Genomic DNA, 20,795 nt, shown 5'->3' with positions numbered 1-20,795 from the left:
TGTTATCCCATTCTTGTGACGAAACGATGACCTTCCCTATGGCTGCGGATTCCAGCCCGCGCCGGCGCCATAGGCGGCGAACACCTTGGCGCGGTCGGCGAAGCCCGCCGCCACGTCGCTGGCGCTCAGCTGGAAACCGCCAACGCGCGCCGCCAGGTTGATCGGATCGCCTGCAAGCGTGGTGCTGCCGTACTCGCGCCAGCCGCTGGCGGCGTTGGCCAGCGCCGGATTCGATGCCGGCTGGCCGTTCACGCCCAGGCCCGCCCAGCCCACCGTGGCGATGTGCGCATCCATTTTGGTATTGATGAAGGCGACGTTGTCCCAGTAAGCCGGATTGCCGGCGCTGCGCGCCAGGTAGGTGGCGCCGACGGGCACGTCGCCGTGCAGCGGGCCGGGACCGGGACCGTGCGTCAGGCGGCTGTTCAGGAACACGTAGCCCTTGTCGCCGGCGTTGGCCGCGCGCGCCTGCAGGATGTAGCCGCCGCTGGTGGCGTTGCTGGTGTCGCCCACCGAGCGGATCTCGCTTTCCTCGAACAGCGCGGCGCGGCTGCTGCCCCAGATGAAGTCCACATTGCCGGCCACCAGCGAGCGCCAGAACCAGGCGTAGCCTTTCAGGTTGAGCGTATCCTGCTCGCTGTAGAAGTTGGCGTTGCGGGCGATCAGGCGGCCGTTGTCGTTGTTGAAGTAGAGCGTCTCCGCCTGCGCCGAGATGGCCGATGAGCGCAGCGTGGTGTTCTTCAAGATCAGCGTATCGAGCACCAGCATGTCCGACGCTTCCGCCAGCAGCAGCGAGCGGCCGCCTGCCGCCGCCGCATCGGCATTGGCCTGGCTGGCGCCGGAACCGGTGTTGAGCGTGTCATGGTTGGTGTACTGGATGATGGCGCCGTCGCGGCTTTCGCCCAGCAGCGTCACATTGTCCTTGCCGCGCAGGTAGAGCAGCTCGGTGTAGACGCCGTTGCGCACGTGGATGGTCGCCGGATCGGCCGCGCCCAGCGTCTGCATGGCGAAATTCAGCGCGCCTTGCACGGTGCTGAAATCCGTGTCGGTGCTATCGCCCACGGTCAGGCTGGCGGCGGAAACCGGCGCACCGGCGCGGGTGGTGAACGACCAGTCGCCCAGCACGCCGATGCCGGTGAACGGCACGCCACCCAGCGTCGCGCCGTTGAACACGCCGCTGGAAATGGCGACGTAGTATTCCGTGCCATAGGCCAGCTTGTTGGCATGCGGCTTGATGGTGACCGTGTTGCCGCTGATGGTGACAGGCGTGGTGTTCACCTTGCGCACATTGGCCTGGCCCGGATAGCCGAGGATATCGGTCTCGCCGGACAAGCGGATCACGTCCACCAGCGCGTTGTCCGCCTTGCGGAAGATGCGGATGCTGCCGCCGGAGCCCAGCGTCGGCGGGCCGTCGAAGGTCAGCTTGAGCGAGGCGTCGACGTGGCTGCCATCGGCATGCGCGGCCGGCAGGGTGGCGCCGCCCAGCGCGTAGGTTTGCGTCGGCTGCACGAATTGCGGCGCGATGGTGGCCGCGATGGTCCGCATCAGGGTGGGATCGGAATCGCTGGTGACGGTGATAGTGGCGTTGCCGGCGCCGACCGCCGTCACGCTCAGCGAGGCGCCGTTGATGGACACCGCCACTACCGCCGGATTGCTGGACGATGCGCTGAAGCTGTCCAGCGTGCCGTCCGGCTTGACGGCGGTGACGCTGACGTTGAGCGGCGCGTCGCCCACTTCCGCCGCGTAGGTCAGGGCGGAAGGATTCAGCGTCAGCTGCGAAGGCTTGAGCGACGGATCGCCGATGCGCACGTCATCGATCTGGAACGACTTGTTGGTGGTGTACAGGCCCACCAATCCGCGCTCGGCGAAGCTGGCGTCGGTGACCGAGCCCAGTGCCTCGCCGTCCAGGTAGACGGTGAGCGTGGTTCCCTTCATTTCAAAGCGCACGGTGTAGAACTGCGCATCCATCTGGATCGGCTTCTTCACCTGCTTGGGCCGCGTCAGCGTACCGGCCAGCATACGGGCGATTTCCACCTGGGTGCTGCTGGTGGCGGCTTGCACATTCAGGCCGGCGCCATACCAGTTGCTGGCGTCCTTGTAGCGCGTGAGCAGGTACAGCAGCTTGTTGCTGGTGGTGCTGTTGGTCATGGGCTTGATACGCGCCTCGACGAAGTAGTCGCCCGACGGCACGCCGGCCATGGCCGATGGCTTGAGCGTGGCCAGTACGCCGCCGGTGCCGGCGGCCGTGTACTGCATCACGATGTTGGCGGCGCCGATCACTTCGGGCTTGACGCCGAAGCTGCCGTTCGCGCCTGGCACCGGCAGCAGGCTCCAGTTGGCCATGCTGCTGTTCTGGAAATCGTCGCAGAAGTACAGGCCCGAAGCGGGGCAGGTCAGCGTGATGGTGGTGTCGGGCGTGACGTTGCCGCTGCCGCTGATGGTCGACACCAGCTTGCCTACGCCTGCCTGCGCCAGCAGGTTGGGCTTGACCAGCGCCACCGGACGCGCGCTGTAGGCATAGGGCACGCTGTAGGCCACGCTGGATGGCGTCGAGCATCCGGCCAGCGCGGCGCCGTTCAGCACCGAGCCGCCGTCCCTGAAGGCGCCGGCCACGGTGCCGCCGATCGGCGTCACCACCTGGTCGCAGCGCGTAACGCCAGCGATCTCGAACACGTTGTTGTGGGACAGGATCTGCGCCGCATGGCCCACGCCCACCGTGTATTCATAGCCATAGGCCGGATGCGCCTTGCTCCCCACGAAGTAGTTGTTGAACAGATGGACCTGCCCATAACGCACGCGCGGCGCGCGGCTGACGATGTCGCGGAAGATGTTGTTGCTGAAGGTGATGTGCAGCTTGCCGCTGTCCGCCGCCGCGCTGTCGCTGGAGCCGATCAGATTATTCTTGCGGTGCTGGCCGAAGACGTTGTACGACACCGTCACGAAGTCCGAGGCGTTGGTGATGTCGAGCGCACCATCGTGGCATTGCTTGACCTGGCCGTTTTCGGTCGGCAGCAGGTCGTCGGTCATGGCGCCGTCGGTGAAGGTGACGTGATCCACCCACACGTGGTCCGAGCCGGAGACGCCGATGCCGTCGAAGGCCGCATTCCAGTTACCGAGCGCGCCGTCGCTCGGATCCCAGATCGGGCCGACGTCGCAAGGGTTCACGATCTTCAGGTTGCGGATGATGATCTGCGAAACGTTGGATACCACGATATGCCCGTTGACGATGCCGGCATTGCTGTCCGCGCCGATCAGCGTGGTATTGGCGGGCAGGCGTATCAGGCCGCGTATGGCCTGGTCGCCGGTGTTCGCATAGGGCACGCCTTCGGTCATGTCGATGGTACCGGCTAGCTTGATGATCTTGGGATTGACGCCGCCGCGCTGCAACGCCGCCAGCAGTTGCGGGCGCGTGGCCACGGTGTAGATTTGCGATGTGGGCGCGGACGAGCCGCCCACGGTGCCGGCGCCGAAGCCGTCCGCCGGCGCGGTCTGTAGCGCCGGGTCGATGGCCGCCGCGTGCAGGGCCGTGGTCAAACCGAGCAGGCAAAGCGCTGCCCTGAAACGTGTGAGTTTCATCTGATGCTCCTTGAAATGTGAGAGGGCGTTTAGCTGCGGCGGCGCGCGCGTAGTGCCATGCCGAGCAGGCCGGCCGTCAGCATCAGCAGCGTCGACGGTTCCGGTACCGCCTGTAGCGTGATGGCCGTTTGCAGCGGGCTGTATTCGCCGTTCCATTCCACCGCGCTCAGGTCGATGCTGATGGTGTGGCCGTCGATCACGGTCAGCACCGGCGTGCCGCCATTGAGGCCGGCGTCGGACAGGCTGAAGCCCTTGATGGCCTTGCCCAGCGAAGCGCCGAAGTCGAAGGTGGCGATGTAGGCGCCGGCCGCGACCGGGCCTGATATGGGCAGGTTGTTGTAGATGGTGAGCTGGCCGTCGGCGGCGAAATCGAAGCCGAACAGCGCGTCGGCGGTGAAGAACTCCACGCTGGTGTTGAACGGATCGAGGCCGCTGACGGAACTGCCGGCGTAGTCGTCGCCGATGCTGAGCACCGCACCGGCGCTGTAGCTGGCGCTGATGACGGCGTGTTGTAGCGGATCGGATGCGTGGGCAGTTTGTGTAACGGTGGCGGCGCACAGCAGGCATGCGGCCGCTGCGGCTTTGCGTAAGGTGAGGTGCATTTTGTCTCCAGATAGTTTGAGTGCGGCGGCGCCGGATCGATGCCGGTCGCCGTTCGACACACCTCGCGTGTGCCGTGCCACCGAGAGGAGGGCCTTGCTGAATGAAGGCCGAGCTCGCGGGTGGTCAAAAACTGGTTGACCAATTCTACGGTGGTCTGACCAATTTGGCAACGCATTTACAGCGCATTTATTGTGTGAAAGTCATTGAAATGCACGTAAAGCTATCAGGGCAGAATGGCAATTAATTTTTCCAATCGAGAAGATGTTGCAAAGAAAGTTTATTTGAGGAAAAGAGTGCTTTTTTGCAGGAGATGCGGTCACGAAATGGTAACTCTTGCCAAAACGCTGATAGAATTGTGTAGGTGAGGAATCTTCTTGCAGGAGTCAATTATGATTACATTGAACAATATTGGTGGTGCCACCCTTTCCGCAGCCTTGGTTGCGGACAAGGCGCTTGCGCCTGTCAAATCGTCGGAGCACGAACACAGCACGAACACGGACCTGAGCTCGTCTCTGGCCGCGTACCTGTCGCTGCCCGGCTTCAACGCAAGCAGCCCCCTGCAGGCTGATACCAGCAACTCGACCAACACCGGCGATGGCGCCGACCAGGCCCATGCGCTGGTCAAGGCCGTGTCGGAAGACGAGACCCTGAAAACCGCGCTCCAGCAATTCGACGAAGGTCTGAAGAAGCTGACCGAGCGTCCGGAGACCCAGATCTTCCAGGCCCGTTTCGGCAACGAAGGCGGGGCGAGCGTGGAAACGCCGGCCCAATCGCTGCTGTCGCCTGAGCCGCTGCCGGGCGTAGGCGAAGATGGCGTGCTGGGCGTGCCACCGCCGGAAACCAAGCTGGGCGCCGACACCAACCATGACGGCAAGATCAGCGAAGACGAACGTATCCGTTATGAAGCGCCGCTGACCTACCGCAACCTGACGCATAGCGAAGTGGTCGCCGCCGATGCGCAGACCAACGGTCCCAACGCTTTCTCGCTGACCGAAGTCAACCGCGCTTATGGCGCCGTGGCGACGCCGGAACCAGCATAAGCGAGCAATACATATCCCGATACCGAAGCGGGCTTTGCCAGAAATGGCAAAGCCCGCTTTTTTTCGTGTTCGCACGGCAATAAGCCACACTGGAGCGTTAAAAAATGCGAGTATGTTATTTAATCTATATTATTTGACCTTTGTTGGTGCGGGAGACTGTAGTGAAAAAGAAGATTTTCACAGCGGCACTGATCGCCGCTGGCTTGAGCGGCTGCGCGCTCGGCCCGGATTTCAAGATCCCTGCGGCGCCCGCCGGCCCCAGCGATCGTTACACCCCCACGCCGCTGCCGCAGCAAACGGCCTCCGCGCCAGGCACCGGCGGCGCCGCACAGCAGTTCGCGTTCGGGCAGGAGATTCCGGCGCAATGGTGGACGCTGTTTCGTTCGCCGGCGCTCGACCAGTTGATCCGCAGCGCGCTGGCGCAGAATCCCAACATGGCGGCCGCCGAAGCGGTGCTGCGCCAAGTCCAGGAAAACTACAATGCGCAGGCCGGCAGCCTGGTTTATCCGTCGGTGAACGGCCAGCTCGGCGCCGCGCGGCAGAAGACCAGCGTTGCCTCGTCCGGCGGCGCGGCCGGCGTCTTCACGCTGTATAACGCCTCCGTCAATGTGGCCTACACACCGGACGTTTTCGGCGCCACCCGCCGCACGCTGGAAGGCGCTCAGGCGGCGGTCGACTACCAGCGCTTCCAGGTGGAGGCGACCTACCTGGCGCTGAGCGCCAACGTGGTCACCACGGCCATCCAGGAAGCCTCGCTGCGCGCGCAGTTGCAGGCCACGCGCGAGGTGCTCGATGCGCTGACGCGCCAGCTCAACGTCATCGAAAAGCAGTTCGAATACGGCGCCATCCCGCGCACCACGGTGCTCAGCCAGCGCAACCAGGTGGCGCAGATCGCCGCCACCGTGGCGCCGCTGGAGAAAGCGCTGGCGGCGGCGCGCCATCAGCTGTCCGTGCTGGCCGGCAGGTTGCCGGGCGAGGGCGGCATGCCGGAGTTCGCGCTGGAGTCGCTCACCTTGCCGGAGCAGTTGCCGGTGTCGCTGCCGTCGGCGCTGGTGCGCCAGCGGCCCGATATCCGCGCCAGCGAGGAACAGCTGCATCAGGCCAGCGCCGCCATCGGCGTGGCGACGGCCGCGCAGTACCCGCAGATTACGCTGAGCGGCAGTTTCGGCTCGGCCAGCCAGACCTTCGGCAAGCTGTTCGAGTCGAACACCAATGCCTGGAGCCTGGCGGCCGGCCTGACGCAGCCCATCTTCAACGGCGGCGCGCTGAGCGCAAGGCGGCGCGCCGCCGAAGCGGCCTACGATGCGGCGGCCGCGCAGTACCGAGCCACCGTGCTGACCGCGTTCCAGAACGTCGCCGACGCCTTGCGCGCACTGGACGCAGACGCCGCCGCGCTGCGCGCGCAGGCCGAAGCGGAAACGCTGGCCAGGGAAACGCTGACGCTGGCCGAACAGCAGTACAAGCTGGGCGGCATCAGCTACCTGGTGTTGCTCGATGCGCAGCGCAGTTATCAGCAGACCCATATCAGCCTGGTGCAGGCGCAGGCGGCGCGTTATGCCGATACGGCGGCGCTGTTCCAGGCGCTGGGCGGCGGCTGGTGGAATCGTCAAAATCAATAATCGAAAAAAGCAGGAGATAGCGTTATGACCAAGCGTATGCTCATCATGGCAGGGTGCGTGCTGTTACTGATCGCGGTGCTGGCGTTCGGGAAGTACATGCAGATCCAGAAAATGATCGCCAGCGCGCCCAAGCCGGGGGCCCAGGTGGTCACCGCCGTCAAGGCGCAGACGGCCGAGTGGCAGCCGCAGCTCACCTCCGTGGGCACGCTGGCGCCGGTGCGCGGGGTCGACGTCACCACCGAGATCGCCGGCCTGGTGCGCGAGGTGCGCTTCAAGTCCGGCGACGAGGTGAGGGCCGGCCAGGTGCTGTTCGAGCTGAATGCCGATTCCGACGTGGCGCAGCTGCGCGCGCTGCAGGCGGCGGCCGACCTGTCGGGCACCACCCTCAAGCGCGACAAGCTGCAGCTGTCGGCGCAGGCCATCAGCCAGGCGCAGGTCGACAGCGACGAGGCGGACCTGAAGAGCAAGCAGGCGCTGGTCGCGCAGCAAAAGGCGCTGGTCGACAAGAAGACCATCCGCGCGCCGTTCGCCGGCAAGCTGGGGATCACCGCCATCAATCCTGGCCAGTACCTGAACCCCGGCGACAAGCTGGTGACGCTGCAGACCATCGATACCGTGTACGTCGATTTCTACGTGCCGCAGAAGCAGCTGGCCAGCCTGTCCATCGGCCAGAAGCTGAATCTGGGCAGCGATGCTTATCCCGGCGTGGGTTTCCCGGCCAAGGTCACGTCCATCAGCCCGAAAGTCGATGCCGCCACCCGCAATGTGCAGGTGCAGGCCACGGTGCCGAACGCCAAGCGCCAGCTGCTGCCCGGCATGTTCGCCAACGTCAGCCTGGAGCAGGGCGCGTTGAAGAAGTACCTGACCTTGCCGCAGACCGCCATCACCTACAACCCGTATGGCTCCACGGTGTTCGTGCTGGCGCCGCCGGCGGCCAACGCCAAGGACCCGCTCAAGGACGACAAAGGCCAGCCCTACCTGGTGGCGCAGCAGGTCTTCGTCACCACCGGGCCCACGCGCGGCGACCAGGTGGCCATCCTCACCGGCTTGAAGGAAGGCCAGACCGTGGTTACCAGCGGCCAGCTGAAGCTGAAGAACGGCACGCCGGCCACCATCGACAACAAGGTGCAACCGGCCAACAGCCCGAATCCGACGCCGCAGGAACACTGAGGATCAAGCGCCATGAACTTTACCGACATCTTCATCAAACGGCCGGTGCTGGCCAGCGTGATCAGTTTACTGATCGTGGTACTGGGCCTGCGCTCCCTGTTCAGCCTTCCGATCAACCAGTATCCGAAGACGCAGAACGCGGTGGTCACCATCTCCACCACCTACTATGGCGCCGATGCGGCCACGGTGGCGGGCTTCATCACGCAGCCGCTGGAGTCGGCCATCGCGCAGGCGCAGGGCATCGATTACCTGTCGTCGTCGTCCAACAGCGGCGTGTCGACCATCACCGCCACGCTGCGCCTGAACTACGATTCCAACCGCGCGCTGACCGAGATCACCACCCAGGTCAACTCGGTGCGCAACCAGCTGCCGCAACAGGCGCAGCAACCGGTGCTGACGGTGCAGACCGGCCAGACCACGGACGCCATGTACATGGGCTTCTACAGCGATACGCTGCCGACCAATAACGTCACCGACTTCCTGGCGCGCGTGGTCAAGCCCAAGCTCGATTCCATCCAGGGCGTGCAGACCGCCGAGCTGCTGGGCGCGCGCCAGTTCGCGCTGCGCGCCTGGCTGGACGCCGGCAAGATGGCGGCCCACGGCGTCACCGCCACCGAGGTCAGCGCCGCGCTGGCGGCCAACAACTACCTGGCCGGCCTGGGTTCGACCAAGGGCCAGATGGTGACCGTGCCGCTGACCGCCGGCACCGACCTGCACACGGTCGAGGAGTTCAAGCAGCTGGCCGTCAAGCAGGCCGGCGGCGCCATCGTGCGGCTGGAGGATGTCGCCACCGTCACGCTGGGATCGGAAAACTACGACTTCAACGTCGCCTTCAGCGGCGTGCGCTCGGTGTTCATCGGTATCAAGGTGGCGCCCGAGGCGAATATCCTGGACGTGGCCAAGCGCGTGCGCGAGGCCTTCCCGGCCATCCGCGACCAACTGCCTTCGGGCCTGACCGGCGAAATCGTCTACGACTCCACGGAGTTCATCAACACCTCGATCGATGAAGTGGTGAAGACGCTGGTGGAAGCGCTGATCATCGTCACGGTGGTGATCTACCTGTTCCTGGGCAGCTTCCGCGCGGTGATCGTGCCGGTGGTGGCCATGCCGCTGTCGCTGATCGGCACCTTCTTCGTGATGCTGATGTTCGGCTATTCGATCAACCTGCTGACGCTATTGGCGATCGTGCTGGCCATCGGCCTGGTGGTGGACGACGCCATCATCGTGGTGGAAAACGTCGACCGCCACATGAAGGCTGGCATGACGCCGTTCGACGCCTCGATCGTCGCCGCGCGCGAGTTGGGCAGCCCGATCCTGGCGATGACGGTGGTGCTGATCGCGGTGTACGTGCCGATCGGCTTCCAGGGCGGGCTGACCGGCGCTCTGTTCACCGAGTTCGCGTTCACGCTGGCCGGGGCGGTGGCGGTGTCCGGCATCGTGGCGCTGACGCTGTCGCCGATGATGTGCGCGCAGTTCTTCGACCATTCGCAGGACGAGGGCAAGTTCGTCAAGGCCATCGACAAGGTGTTCGACAAGGTGCACAACGGCTATCTGCGCCTGTTGCATAGCTTGCTCAACACCTGGGCCGTGCTGATCGCCTTCGGCGTGGTGGTGTTCCTGCTGCTGATCCTGATGTTCAAGATGTCGCAGTCCGAGCTGGCGCCGGAGGAAGACCAGGGCATCGTGCTGTCGCAGGTAGTGGGTGCGCCCACCGCTACTTCCGATCAGATGCAGGCCTACGCCAAGCAGATTTTCGAGGTCGCTAAATCGCTGCCGGAATATGAGCAGATGTTCCAGATCACCGGCGTGCCGACCACCAATTCCGGCATCGGCGGTGTGCTGTTCAAATCGTGGGACAAGCGCACCCGCTCGGCGCACGAGATCCAGCAGGAGCTGCAGGCCAAGTGGAACGGCATCGCCGGCGGCCGCGTGGCGGCGTTCCAGTTCCCGGCGCTGCCGGGCAGCTCCGGCCTGCCGGTGCAGTTCGTGATCACCACCACCGAGCCGTTCGAGAACCTGAACACGGTGGCGCACGCAGTGCTGGAGAAGGCGCAGAAGGACAACAAGTTCTACTTCGCCGACGTCGACCTGAAGATCGATACGCCGCAGGCGCGCGTCGACGTCGACCGCGACAAGCTGGCCACGCTGGGACTGACGCAGCAGGACTTCGGCAACGCCATGGGCGCGGCGCTGGGAGGCGGCTACGTCAACTACTTCTCGATCGCGGGCCGCTCGTACAAGGTGATCCCGCAGGTGCAGCAGGTGGACCGCCTGAACCCGGATGACGTGCTGGACTTCTACATCAAGACGCCAAGCGGCGACATGATCCCGGCCAGCACCGTTGCCACCATCAAGTACAGCGTGCAGCCGGAGTCGATCACCCGCTTCCAGCAGTTGAACTCCGCCACCATCTCCGGCGTGACCGGTTCTTCACAGGGCGAGATCCAGCAGTACCTGCGCGACGCCTTGAAGGAAGTGGCGCCGTCGGGCTATTCGGCCGACTTCTCGGGCGAGTCGCGGCAGTATGCGGCGGAGTCGGGCGGCTTCCTGGTGACCATGCTGTTCGCCGTCATCATCGTGTTCCTGGCGCTGGCGGCGCAGTTCGAAAGCTTCCGCGATCCTATCGTGATCCTGTTCTCGGTGCCGATGGCGCTGTTCGGCGCGATGACGTTTATCTTCCTCGGCTTCGCCTCGATCAACATCTACACCCAGGTGGGGCTGGTGACGCTGATGGGCCTCATCTCCAAGCACGGCATCCTGATCGTGGAGGTGGCCAACCATCTGCGCGAGGCCGGCAAGTCCAAGCGCGAGGCGATCGAGGAAGCTGCGGCCACCCGTCTGCGCCCGATCCTGATGACGACGGCGGCCATGGTGTTCGGCGTGGTGCCGCTGGTGATCGCCTCCGGCGCCGGCGCGGCCGGCCGCCACGCCATGGGGCTGGTGATTTTCACCGGGCTGTCGATCGGCACCTTGTTCACGCTGTTCGTGGTGCCCGCCATGTATATGTTCCTGGCTGGTGAGCACAAGGCGGAGGCCAAGCCGGCCGATGCCGCCGGCCTGCCGGGAACCGCCAGCGCGCCGGGCATCCACTGAGCGCCGCCATGAAGAGTACCGACAAACCAGGCGCCGGTCGCTGGCGCTGGCTGTCGGGAGGCCGCCAGCGCCGTCAGGAGGAAGTGATCCTGATGCTGCTGTGCGCCTTGAGCATCCCCAGCATCCTGCCGTTCGGTATCTACCGCATGGTGGAGGGCAGCTGGGCGTCGGCGGTGGTGGACATGGCGTTGGTGCTGGCCATGTCGGCGGTGATCATCGACGTCTGGCGTACCGGCCGTTACAAGGCGGCCAGCCTGGGCGTGACCATCTTCTACACCGGCGGCATGCTGGCCACGGTCTACCTGCGCGGCGTGTCGCTGGTGTATTGGGTCTATCCAACCATGATCGCGGCCTATTTCGTCTTGCGGCCGTCGTTGGCGCTGGCCATCAACAGCGTCGGCGTGCTGGCGCTGGTGGCCATCCTGGTGAGACAGCTGGAGGTGGTCAATCTGTTGACCATCGTCGTCACCATCGGGTTGGTAAACCTGTTCGCCTACATCTTCGCCTACCGTACCGGCTTGCAGACCAGGAAGCTGCACACGGCGGTGGAGTTGGACTTCCTGACCAGCGTCGGCAACCGCCGCGCGCTGGACCGCAAGCTGGCCGAGTATGCGCAGGAGCGCAGGCCGCATGCGGAATCGTGCCTGCTGCTGCTGGACCTGGACCACTTCAAGCAGGTCAACGACCAATACGGCCACCCGGCCGGCGACAAGGTGCTGATACGCTTGGCGGAACTGATGCGGCGCCACACCCGTTCCTCCGATCGCATCTTCCGCTACGGCGGCGAAGAATTCGCCATCATGGCCAGCGGCGCGGGCCTGAACGCGGCGGCGGTGCTGGCCGAAGGCCTGCGCGCGGCGGTGGCGTCGGCGACGCTGCTGGAGGGGCATCCGATCACGATTTCAATCGGCGTGGCCTATATGGACAAGGCGGACACGCCGGCCGGTTGGCTGGCGCAAGCCGACAAACTGCTGTACGCTGCCAAGCAGGGTGGCCGCAACGCGGTGCGCGTGGAAAGGGAGTGACAAGGTGGTGCGCGCGACGATCTTCACTATGCTGATAGCCGTGTCATGGCCTGCGTTGGCCGCCGACGCACCGCAGGCCGTGCCGGCCGACGTGCTGTCGGCGCCGGCCGCACCGGTGCTGAGCGATGAAATGATCAGGAAGGCGGTGCGCGAGACGATCGCGGAAGATCCGCGTCCCGCACCCGCCTCCGGGCCGCAGGCCGGCGTCCTGCGCGCCAACACGGCGCATGCCCGCATGAGCGCCGCCTTCGACGAGGCCAAGGTGCCGGACTGCCTGCACGAGGATGCGCTCAAGCTGCAGCCGGCCAAAATAGGCCCGGTGAATGTGGTCGGACCGTTGTCGCTGCCGTGGATCGTCGCCGCCGTGGTGCGCGGCAAGTGCCGTTAAGCGATACCGAGCGCGATCAGCACGGGCAGACGCTTTTCGTTGAAGATGTCCGCCTGCTCTTTCAGATGCCGCAGCATCGCCGCATCGTCCTCCAGCGGCACCCCGTCCTTCAGCACGCGCTGCTGTTGCGCCTTGAGCAGCCGGTCTGTGAACAAGGCCCACTCATGCGGCATGTGCATGTCGCCGGCGCGCGCCAGCAGGAACAGCTGGTGGAAGCGCGAGACGGCCACGCCGCCGCCCAGCACCGGGCTGGCGAGGAAATTGACGTCGGCGCTGCCGCGCGCCTGGGCGATCAGGGTGCGGTTCAAACTGTCGGTGCGCGGACGGCAGCGCGCGATCGTCGCGTCATCCTGGGCCAATCCCAGCACGCCTTTCTCCAGCAGCACCAGCGTCGCCTGCTGCAAATGCCCGAGGGTTATGCCAACGCCGCGCAACGCCTTTTCGAGCTGGCCCAGGGTACGCGGCTGGTGGTCCGCCAGCAGGTCCAGCAGCGGCGTGTATATAGGCTCGGCCAAGGTGGTTTTGCCGAGGGCGCAGTCCAGCGTGAGCGTGATGTCTTCTCTTCGCGCGGTCAGGATGACGCGCTGCTCGCGCAGTTCCTCGGTGTAGGCCAGCAGGTTGAGCTGGCGCGGCCCCTTGACCCAGTAATCGCGGCGGAACTGCTGGTTGACCATGAAGTCCCGCACGCTCTGGCGGAACGTCGGGTCGGGCAATTCCGTGAGCAGCGCCAGCTGCTCCGGCGTCATCTGCGTTTCGGGCACGTGCTCGATGGCGGTGGCGGAACAGGCGAAATCGAGTTTCGCGCTTTCCAGCCAGCGCGCCATGTCGGCAAACGACATCGGCACCCAGTCGCGGTTGAAGTACTCGTGCGCGACGTAGTGATGGTCCTGCCCCGCGATCGTGGTCAGGCGCTCGCCCAGGCGCGGGTGCGCTCGGGCGTAGGCCGGGTTGGTGGCCCACAGCTTGCGCGCGAAGGCGACCGCGCTTTCCACCTTGGCCGCCGGGCCGGCGCCAGGTGCGGTCATGATCTCGGCATGCCGCGTGAGCAGGTGGCGCACCGGCACCATGGCGGTCCAGCCGGGAAGGGTGTTGTAGCTGATGTAGAGCACCCCGCTGACCTTGAGCTTGCGGCGGACGAAATCGACGATGACGGCGCGGTTCTCGTCCGAGATCCAGCTCCAGATGCCGTGCAGGGCGATATAGTCGAAATCCGGCAGGTCCGGACGCGCGCAGAATTCGGCGAAGGACTGGTCATGCAGCGTCGCGCCGTCGGCATAGCTGGCGGCCAATTGCTGGGCGGAGCCGGCCTGGGAGGGATTGAAGTCGGTGCCGTGCCAGTCGACCGTGCCGCCCGCCGCATGCATGTTGACGCTGACGCCCTGGCCGAAACCCAGCTCGCACGCGGTGCCCATGGCCGGCAGCGCCAGCCTGGCGCTCAGCAGCATGAATTTCGCCCGCAGGGGATTCAGTTCGCTGTAGTAGCCGTAGATGTAACCGATATCCGCAACGTAACCGCTGGTCCAGTCAGCCATATGCACCTCCATTCAATGGGATTGTCAATTATTCTACAATCTGCCATCGTGGGGCGCACGCATTCCTTCAACTGCTTGTAGTTAAAACGGGCGCACGCCGATCAGCGGGGCGTGCAGCCACAGTGCGAATACCACGGCGCTGGCGATGCCGGCGACGATGGTGAGCGCGGTGGCGCCGCCGCTGCCGGCCGGGTAGACCGTGCCGGCGGCGCGGTCGCGTTGGCGCGATGCGCGGAACAGCAGCATCGCCCACACCAGGAAGGCGCCGAACAGCAGGATGTCGTGCAGCGTGCCGTTGCACAGCAGGTGCGCCAGCGCCCAGGTTTTCACGCCCAGCGTCATGGGATGATGGAGCCTGGCCTTGATGCCGTTGCGCGGGATGTAGGCGGCGGCCAGAAACACGAACGCGATCACCGCCAGCAGCGCGGACAGGTGGCGGGTGAAGGGCGGCGGCGTCCACACCACCACCGGCGCCTGGCGCGCCAGGCTGTAGCCCCAGACGATGAGCACAAAGCCCAGCACCGAGATCACCGAGTACAGGCCTTTCCAGGCGTTTTCGCCGAGGCGTGCGCGGGTGGCGTTGCGCCAGTCTTCGGCGACGATGCGCACGGAGTGCAGTCCGAGGAAGATGATCAGGCCCAGTATCAGTATCGTCATTGCGCGTCCCTATGGTGGTATGTGGCGTGACGATACACCGGGACGCCGGCTAACGCAATCGCCCGGCCAGGTGCAGCGCGTCTCCGCTGCCGGCCAGGCGCACGGCGCGCCAGCCGTCGGCGTCGGCCGAGGTTTGCGGCGCCACCTGGACCGATAGCGCGCTGCACGGCAGCGCCACCGGCTTGACGAAGCGGACGTCGATTTCGTCGAAGCGCACGCCTTGGCGCGACAGTACTTCGTAGCTGCGTACCAGGCTGCCGAAGCCGTGCAGCACCATGCCGCGAAACACCGAGCGCCGCGCCAGCGGGCCGCACCAGTGGATGGGATTGAAGTCGCCGGTCAGCAGCGCGAAGCGCAGGCCGTCCTGGGCGTCGGCGTGCCACAGGCCGGCGGTGATCCAATCCAGCTCGGGGCCGCGCTGCGGCACCGGCTTGGCCGCGCGCGGTCCGGGCAGCAGGAAACTCATGTGCAGCCGCGCTTCCACCAGCGACGGCTGCTGCGCCGTGCCGGTGACCACCGCCACCACCACCTTGATGCGGCCGGGCGTTTGCGTGATTTCCTGGACGGCGGCGCTGACGTGCAGCGGAGTGTTGCGCGGCAGCGGGCCGTGCGCACGCAGGGTCACGCCCTGGTTGATGACGGAGGTGAGGCGGTAGGGCATTTGCAGCAGCAGTTCGCCCACCAGCGGCAAGCTCCATTGCGACACCATGTGCGGCGGCAGCAGGCCGTCGTAGCAGCCGGCGGCGCCGGCCCAGGCGATGTAGTGTTCCACCAGGTCCTGCGGCGGCGCGGCGATGATGCGTTCAAGGCGCTTGGCCTGTGCCTCGGCGCCTGCGGCCGGCGCCGGAGCGGGACGCAGAACGTTCAGCAGGGTGTGCCCAAGCACGCGCGCACCGGTCAGCAGCATCGGGCCTTGATGGCGCAGCAGGCCGTATGGCACGGCGCCGCTCATGGCTGCAACGCTTTCACCACCGCCGCCACCAGCGCCTGCGGCTGGTACAGCAGGCGGTGCGGCGTCAGGCCCAGGCGCACCACCACCAGCTGCTGCGACGGGATGATGGCGATGCTTTGGCCGTCGTGGCCTTCCATCCAGTAGGTGTCGGCCGGTAGCTGGAAGCGCGTGTCCGGATTCTGGCCCTCGGGCGTGTCGCCGGATGGCCCCCAGCGCCACAGTTGCCCTTGTCCGTATTGGCCGCCGGAGGCCGGCGCCGGTCGCTGCATGCCTTCGACGAAGCCTTCGGGCAGCATGCGCTTGCCCTGCCATACGCCGTCCTGCAGCAGGAACTGGCCGAAGCGTGCCCAGTCCAGCGTGGTCGCGTACATATAGCTGGAGCCGACCAGGTTGCCGCGCGCGTCTGCCTCGATCACGGCGCTGTTCATGCCCAGCGGCGCGAACAGGCGGTTGTGCGGCAGCGCCAGGGTGACCGCCGAGGTGGCGCCCGGCGTGGCGCCGTTGCTGGCGCTGGCGTCGGCGGCGCCGCTCTCGCCGGCGGCGGCGCGCTGCCAGAGGCGCGACAGCAGCACCGTGGTGCCGCTCGAATAATTCCATTTGCTGCCCGCCGCATGCTCCAGCGGTTGCGCCGCCGTGAACGCCGCCATGTCCGGCTCCAGGTACAGCATGCGCGTGACGTCGGAAACGTCGCCATAGCCTTCGTTATAGCGCAAGCCGCTGCTCATCGACATCAGCTGCGCCAGGGTGATGCCGGCACGCTGGTCCTGCGCGCCGGTCCAGAAGCCGCTCTGCTGCAAGGACAGCTTGCCGTCCGCGATCTGCATGCCGACCAGCGCCGCAGTGACGGTCTTGGTCATCGACCATCCCAGCAGCGGCGTGGTGGCGTTGAAGCCGGTGGCATAGCGCTGCGCCACCAGGCGGCCGCGATGGATCACCGCCATGCCGCGCATGCCGGGACCGGCCAGTGCATCCTGCTCCAGCAAGGCCTGCACCGCAGCGTTGGACTCCGCCTGCGATCCGGTAGGCCATGGCACATTGGGCGAAGGCGCCCAGATCTTGATCGGGTTGAATTGGTATTGCGCGGCCCGCGCCACGTCGCCGTCCGGCACGGCGGCGCAGCCGGTGCCGGGACGGTACACGGCCATGCCGTCGCCCATGAAGCCGAGGAACTGCGCGCGCACCGTCTTGCGCTCCTGGTCCACGTGCACCTTGAGGTGCTTGAGCACCGGATGTCCGGGCGCCTGCACATCATCGGCCAACACGGCCTGCGCGTCGCGCCCGGCGATAAACACATTCGAACAAACGATCTTGGCGCCGTAATTGGCGCCGACCTTCAACAACTCCGGCGGACGGACCGCCAGAGTCGCCGCACCGCCTGCCGCAACCACCAATACTGCCGCAGCAGCCAGTACGAGTTTTGAAGTCATTTACATGCTAGCCCTGAATTCCACGCCGATTGCGCGCGGCGGCGTGATGTAGGCATACGGCGCGCCATATTGTTCGGTTTGACCGCCCAGCGAGTGGATGTAGCGCTGGTCGAACACATTATTGACGATCAGCGCCACGCCGTAGCGCGAGCTTGGACTGTCCCAGCCGACGCGCAGATCGAACTTGCTCTGGGCGGTGCCGGTCTTCAGCTTGCCGGTGTTCAGGCAGCTGAGGTCCGCAGTGTCGCTGTTGCAGCGGCTGGCGGTGGCGTGCGTGCCCTGGAAGTTGACGCTGGCGCGGCCCTCGGCCATTTCCCAATTCAGGTTGACGCCGGCCATGGCGGTCAGGCGCGGCGTGCCGACCGGCTGGCCGCCCAGGTCTAGCGTTACGTGGCCGGCGGCGTCCAGGCGCTGGTAGCGCGTATAGGTCTGGTTGATGTATTCGAAGCCGCCGAACAGCGTCACGCGCGGCGTCACGCGGATGCGGCCATCGACATCCAGGCCGTGCGCCTTCTGGTCGCTGGAGATCACGTTGTAGGTCGGAATGGTGCCGACGCTGTACAGCTGGATATCCTGCAGGTTCTTGAACTTGTAGGCGAACAGCGATGCGTTGACGGTGGCGCGCAGCTCGGGCAGCACCATCTTCATGCCGGCTTCGAAGTTGGTCATTTTCTCCGGTTCGAAGCTCGGGTCCTGGCCGGCGCGGGTAGTCGACGCCGGATTCGGCGGCGTGAAGATGTTGAAGCCGCCGGCCTGGTAGCCGCGCGACAGGGACGTGAACAGCATGGTGTCCTTGTTCAGCTTATGGTCCAGCACCAGGCGCGGGCTGAAGTCGGTCCAGTCCTTTTCACGCGATACCGGGGACGCGGCCAGGCGCGCGGCGGTGTCGAAGATCACGTTCGACGGGAACGACGCCGCGTTCAGGCCGGCCAATGGGCCGAAGCGGTTGAGGAAGTCGTCCAGTTGCGGCGACACGCGGCCCGGCACGTACCAGGTCATGCTCTTCTTGTCCTTGGTGTAGCGCAGGCCGACGGTGGCGTTGGTCTGCGGCGTCAGGTGCCAGATGGTGTCGCCGTAGACCGAGGCGGAGCGGGTGCGCACGTCGCTGTAGTGCGTTTCATCCCACGAGAACACGCTGTCCGGGCGGATGCCCGGCAGTCCGGCCGCCGCCAGGCCGCCGAACAGCATGGCGAAGTTGGGATCGCCGCCGCCGAACTGGCTCAGGGTATCGAGCGTGCCGGTGGTGACGTAGGCGCCGGCGTCCTGGTGCTCGTTGTTGTGATAGAAGCTGACACCGGCGATCCAGTCCAGCTGGTCGGTTTTGCCCGACAGCTTGAACTCCTGCTGGAAGCTGCGCGCGGCCTTGGCATCCTGCGTGGTCAGGTGCAGGTCGGCGCGCGCGCCGCCGTCGTTGTCGGTCAGGTTGTGGGTCTTGAAGCGGCGGTAGGCGGTGATGGAATTGAAGGCCATGCCAGCCACCGGCGCTTCGAAGCGCAAGGTGGCGCCGTCGAACTCGCGGCCTTCGCTGCCCGGCTGGTCGTTGGCCAGCGGCGCGTCGAAGGGATTGACGAAGTTGGCGGTGTAGGCGGCATCGTACACGCCGCGATACCCGCCCAGCGGCAGCGCCGGATTCTTGATCACGCCGAAGGCGGGGCGGCCGTACTGCTCCATGTTCTCGTGCTCCCACGCGAACACCAGCTTGGCGGCGTCGAAGTCCTTGCGCAGCGAAACGCGGGTGGCCCAGTCCTTGTCGCCGCCGGAATTCTTGCCGGTGGCGGTGTTGTCGACCCAGCCCTCGCTGCCCGAGCGCACCACCACGATACGGGTGGCGAAGGTATCGGTGATGGGGAGGTTCAGCATCACGTCCGCGTTGGCGCGGCCGAAGCGGCCCAGCTTCACGTGGGCGGCGGCGTCGACTTCCTTGCCCGGCTCATTGGCGGTGATGGAGATGGCGCCGGCGGCGCTGTTGCGGCCGAACAGCGTGCCCTGCGGACCCTTGACCACTTCGATGCGCTGCACGTCGATGAAGTTCATCAGGGCGCCGCCGGTCTTGCCGGTGTAGACGCCGTCGACGTAAATGCCGACCGGCGAATCGGTGGCGATGCCGAAGTCGCCCGCCTGCACGCCACGGATGCCGAACGAAGGCTGGGTGGGCTCGACCGCGTCCACCGTCAGGCCGGGGATGTAGCCGTTCAGGTCCGCCAGATCCTTGGCGCCGACGGCTGCGATGTCCTTGCCGGTCAGGACTTGCATCGTCATCGGGACGTCCTGCACCAGCTGCTTGCGCGACTGGGCGGTGACCACCACGGACTGGACTTCGTCGGCGGCCCATGCCGGCGGAACGAAGAAAGCTGCCGCCAGGCTGGCGGCGATAACGGTGCGATGCGTTTTCATGCGGTCTCCCATTGATGTGTTTTTATATTTTTTTCCAACCATACAGCGGCGCCCAGAGCGAGCACCAGCACCGCCGCCCGCAACGGCAACGGTGCTTCGTATCCAAACCAATCCGGCAGCAGGGCGAAGGCCAGGCCCATGATGGCGCCGCGCGCCTGTTCGATGCGGGCGCCGAGGCGGCGGCCTTCCAGCAGCGCGCCCAGGCCCAGCGTGCCGGCCACGATCAGCGCCGCATACAGCGCCAGCGGCGCGGCCGCCAGCGACGGCGCCACCGCGATCAGGTGCATGATGCAGGGCGCCAGCAGGGCGAATTGCAGCACGCAGTAGGCCACCGCCGGCGGCGGCGTGTTGGGCCGGTAGGGCTGGAATTGCGCGCCGTCGAAATGGGCCAGCGGCTCGCCGGTCCATGCGCCCGGGCCGCCCAGCCAGACGTGCATTTTCTTGCGCAGGCCGCGCACCTGGCCGGCGGAGCGCCACAGGTCGGCGTAGTAGTGGACGTTGGCCCACAGCGGATTGAGGCTGCGCAGCGGCGAGCGCACGCCGTAGATGATTTTCTCGTCGTCGCGTTCCTCGGCGAAGGTGCCGAAAAAACGGTCCCACAGGATCAGGATGCCGCCGTAATTGCGGTCGATGCAGTAGTCGTTCTGGCCGTGGTGCACGCGGTGGTTGGACGGCGTGACGAACACGCGGTCCAGCCAACCGAGGCGGCCCACCATTTCGGTATGCACCCAGTATTGATAGAGCAGGTCGATCAGGCCCACGCCGACCATCACGATCGGCGGTACGCCGGCCAGCGCCATCGGCAGGTAGAAGATCCAGCCGAACAACCAGCCGCTGGAGGTCTGGCGCAGCGCGGTCGACAGGTTGTAGTACTCGGACGAGTGGTGCACCACATGCGCGGCCCACAGCACGCTGACCTCGTGGCCCATGCGGTGCGCCCAGTAGTAGCAGAAGTCGTACGCCAGCAGCGCGCCGGCCCAGACCCACACGCTGCTGATGGGCAGGGTGGTGAGGCGGTATTGTTCGAACACGGCGACATAGATGCCCAGCGTCGCCAGTTTGGCGAACAGACCGGTGATCTGGCTCAGTACCCCGAGGTGCAGGCTGGTGAGGGCGTCGGCGGCGTCGTAGGCCTTGAGTCCACGGCGGCGCGCTACCCACACTTCCAGCAGGATGGAAACCATGAAAACGGGGATGGCAAAGACGATAGGATTCACAAAAGGGCACGATCGTTCAGGTCGATCGATTATGCCTACAACAATGCCAGATACTCAAGAATTAACGGCCCGTGTGACGCATTCCAAACACAAATGCGAACACAA

14 protein-coding genes are annotated in these 20,795 nt (G+C 65.7%); 6 read left to right on the top strand and 8 right to left on the bottom strand.

Annotated features, from left to right (window positions below):
• Positions 1-36: 36 nt before the first annotated feature.
• Together ACXZ1M_RS02080 and ACXZ1M_RS02075 are read right to left on the bottom strand one after the other, a co-directional pair.
• Entirely contained in the window at positions 37-3,573 is a 3,537-nt protein-coding gene (locus ACXZ1M_RS02080) for a pectinesterase family protein (protein ID WP_459051579.1), read from the bottom strand.
• 29 nt (positions 3,574-3,602) lie between these two features.
• Positions 3,603-4,175 (bottom strand): PEP-CTERM sorting domain-containing protein, encoded by a 573-nt coding sequence (locus ACXZ1M_RS02075; protein ID WP_459051578.1) that lies wholly within the window; start codon positions 4,173-4,175, stop codon positions 3,603-3,605.
• A 390-nt stretch (positions 4,176-4,565) separates the two neighbouring features.
• On the opposite strand from ACXZ1M_RS02075, the gene ACXZ1M_RS02070 reads away from it, so the two are divergent.
• The 6 genes from ACXZ1M_RS02070 to ACXZ1M_RS02045 all read left to right on the top strand — a co-directional run bounded on the left by ACXZ1M_RS02070 (position 4,566) and on the right by ACXZ1M_RS02045 (position 12,511).
• Positions 4,566-5,216: an EF-hand domain-containing protein gene (locus tag ACXZ1M_RS02070; protein WP_459051577.1), complete on the top strand. Its 651-nt coding sequence runs from the start codon at positions 4,566-4,568 to the stop codon at positions 5,214-5,216.
• A 161-nt stretch (positions 5,217-5,377) separates the two neighbouring features.
• Entirely contained in the window at positions 5,378-6,835 is a 1,458-nt protein-coding gene (locus ACXZ1M_RS02065; protein WP_459051576.1) for an efflux transporter outer membrane subunit, read from the top strand.
• A gap of 24 nt (positions 6,836-6,859) precedes the next feature.
• Positions 6,860-8,005: an efflux RND transporter periplasmic adaptor subunit gene (locus ACXZ1M_RS02060; protein WP_459051575.1), complete on the top strand. Its 1,146-nt coding sequence runs from the start codon at positions 6,860-6,862 to the stop codon at positions 8,003-8,005.
• A gap of 12 nt (positions 8,006-8,017) precedes the next feature.
• Positions 8,018-11,098, top strand: coding sequence for an efflux RND transporter permease subunit (locus ACXZ1M_RS02055; RefSeq protein WP_459051574.1), 3,081 nt, complete (start codon positions 8,018-8,020; stop codon positions 11,096-11,098).
• A gap of 8 nt (positions 11,099-11,106) precedes the next feature.
• Positions 11,107-12,123, top strand: coding sequence for a GGDEF domain-containing protein (locus ACXZ1M_RS02050; RefSeq protein ID WP_459051573.1), 1,017 nt, complete (start codon positions 11,107-11,109; stop codon positions 12,121-12,123).
• A 28-nt stretch (positions 12,124-12,151) separates the two neighbouring features.
• Positions 12,152-12,511, top strand: coding sequence for a hypothetical protein (locus tag ACXZ1M_RS02045; RefSeq protein WP_459051572.1), 360 nt, complete (start codon positions 12,152-12,154; stop codon positions 12,509-12,511).
• On the opposite strand, the gene ACXZ1M_RS02040 is transcribed toward ACXZ1M_RS02045, so the two are convergent.
• The 6 genes from ACXZ1M_RS02040 to ACXZ1M_RS02015 all read right to left on the bottom strand — a co-directional run bounded on the left by ACXZ1M_RS02040 (position 12,508) and on the right by ACXZ1M_RS02015 (position 20,657).
• Complete coding sequence (locus ACXZ1M_RS02040; protein WP_459051571.1) at positions 12,508-14,043, bottom strand: class I SAM-dependent methyltransferase; 1,536 nt, start codon at positions 14,041-14,043, stop codon at positions 12,508-12,510. The two genes, ACXZ1M_RS02045 and ACXZ1M_RS02040, sit on opposite strands and share 4 nt — an antisense overlap.
• 81 nt (positions 14,044-14,124) lie before the next feature.
• Entirely contained in the window at positions 14,125-14,700 is a 576-nt protein-coding gene (locus tag ACXZ1M_RS02035; RefSeq protein ID WP_459051570.1) for an NnrU family protein, read from the bottom strand.
• A gap of 49 nt (positions 14,701-14,749) precedes the next feature.
• Positions 14,750-15,652, bottom strand: a complete 903-nt coding sequence (locus tag ACXZ1M_RS02030; protein ID WP_459051569.1) for a MaoC/PaaZ C-terminal domain-containing protein — start codon at positions 15,650-15,652, stop codon at positions 14,750-14,752.
• Entirely contained in the window at positions 15,649-17,079 is a 1,431-nt protein-coding gene (locus ACXZ1M_RS02025; RefSeq protein ID WP_459051568.1) for a serine hydrolase domain-containing protein, read from the bottom strand. The genes ACXZ1M_RS02030 and ACXZ1M_RS02025 overlap by 4 nt, the downstream gene beginning before the upstream one ends.
• Entirely contained in the window at positions 17,080-19,473 is a 2,394-nt protein-coding gene (locus tag ACXZ1M_RS02020) for a TonB-dependent receptor (RefSeq protein ID WP_459051567.1), read from the bottom strand. It lies immediately after the preceding gene.
• Entirely contained in the window at positions 19,470-20,657 is a 1,188-nt protein-coding gene (locus tag ACXZ1M_RS02015) for a sterol desaturase family protein (protein WP_459051566.1), read from the bottom strand. Before ACXZ1M_RS02015 ends, ACXZ1M_RS02020 begins: the two co-directional genes overlap by 4 nt.
• Positions 20,658-20,795 lie beyond the last annotated feature (138 nt).

The organism is Duganella paludis (assembly GCF_054461335.1).
The sequence above is the reverse complement of the archived record's forward strand: the minus strand, read 5'-3'. Positions and strand labels throughout refer to the sequence as shown.

What these genes read in the sequence shown, in the direction of transcription:
- ACXZ1M_RS02075 (WP_459051578.1), bottom strand. Translation starts at nt 4,175, where the DNA reads ATGCACCTCACCTTACGCAAAGCCGCAGCGGCCGCATGCCTGCTGTGC.
- ACXZ1M_RS02035 (WP_459051570.1), bottom strand. Translation starts at nt 14,700, where the DNA reads ATGACGATACTGATACTGGGCCTGATCATCTTCCTCGGACTGCACTCC.
- ACXZ1M_RS02070 (WP_459051577.1), top strand. Translation starts at nt 4,566, where the DNA reads ATGATTACATTGAACAATATTGGTGGTGCCACCCTTTCCGCAGCCTTG.
- ACXZ1M_RS02040 (WP_459051571.1), bottom strand. Translation starts at nt 14,043, where the DNA reads ATGGCTGACTGGACCAGCGGTTACGTTGCGGATATCGGTTACATCTAC.
- ACXZ1M_RS02080 (WP_459051579.1), bottom strand. Translation starts at nt 3,573, where the DNA reads ATGAAACTCACACGTTTCAGGGCAGCGCTTTGCCTGCTCGGTTTGACC.
- ACXZ1M_RS02030 (WP_459051569.1), bottom strand. Translation starts at nt 15,652, where the DNA reads ATGAGCGGCGCCGTGCCATACGGCCTGCTGCGCCATCAAGGCCCGATG.
- ACXZ1M_RS02060 (WP_459051575.1), top strand. Translation starts at nt 6,860, where the DNA reads ATGACCAAGCGTATGCTCATCATGGCAGGGTGCGTGCTGTTACTGATC.
- ACXZ1M_RS02015 (WP_459051566.1), bottom strand. Translation starts at nt 20,657, where the DNA reads ATGGTTTCCATCCTGCTGGAAGTGTGGGTAGCGCGCCGCCGTGGACTC.
- ACXZ1M_RS02055 (WP_459051574.1), top strand. Translation starts at nt 8,018, where the DNA reads ATGAACTTTACCGACATCTTCATCAAACGGCCGGTGCTGGCCAGCGTG.
- ACXZ1M_RS02025 (WP_459051568.1), bottom strand. Translation starts at nt 17,079, where the DNA reads ATGACTTCAAAACTCGTACTGGCTGCTGCGGCAGTATTGGTGGTTGCG.
- ACXZ1M_RS02045 (WP_459051572.1), top strand. Translation starts at nt 12,152, where the DNA reads ATGCTGATAGCCGTGTCATGGCCTGCGTTGGCCGCCGACGCACCGCAG.
- ACXZ1M_RS02050 (WP_459051573.1), top strand. Translation starts at nt 11,107, where the DNA reads ATGAAGAGTACCGACAAACCAGGCGCCGGTCGCTGGCGCTGGCTGTCG.
- ACXZ1M_RS02020 (WP_459051567.1), bottom strand. Translation starts at nt 19,473, where the DNA reads ATGAAAACGCATCGCACCGTTATCGCCGCCAGCCTGGCGGCAGCTTTC.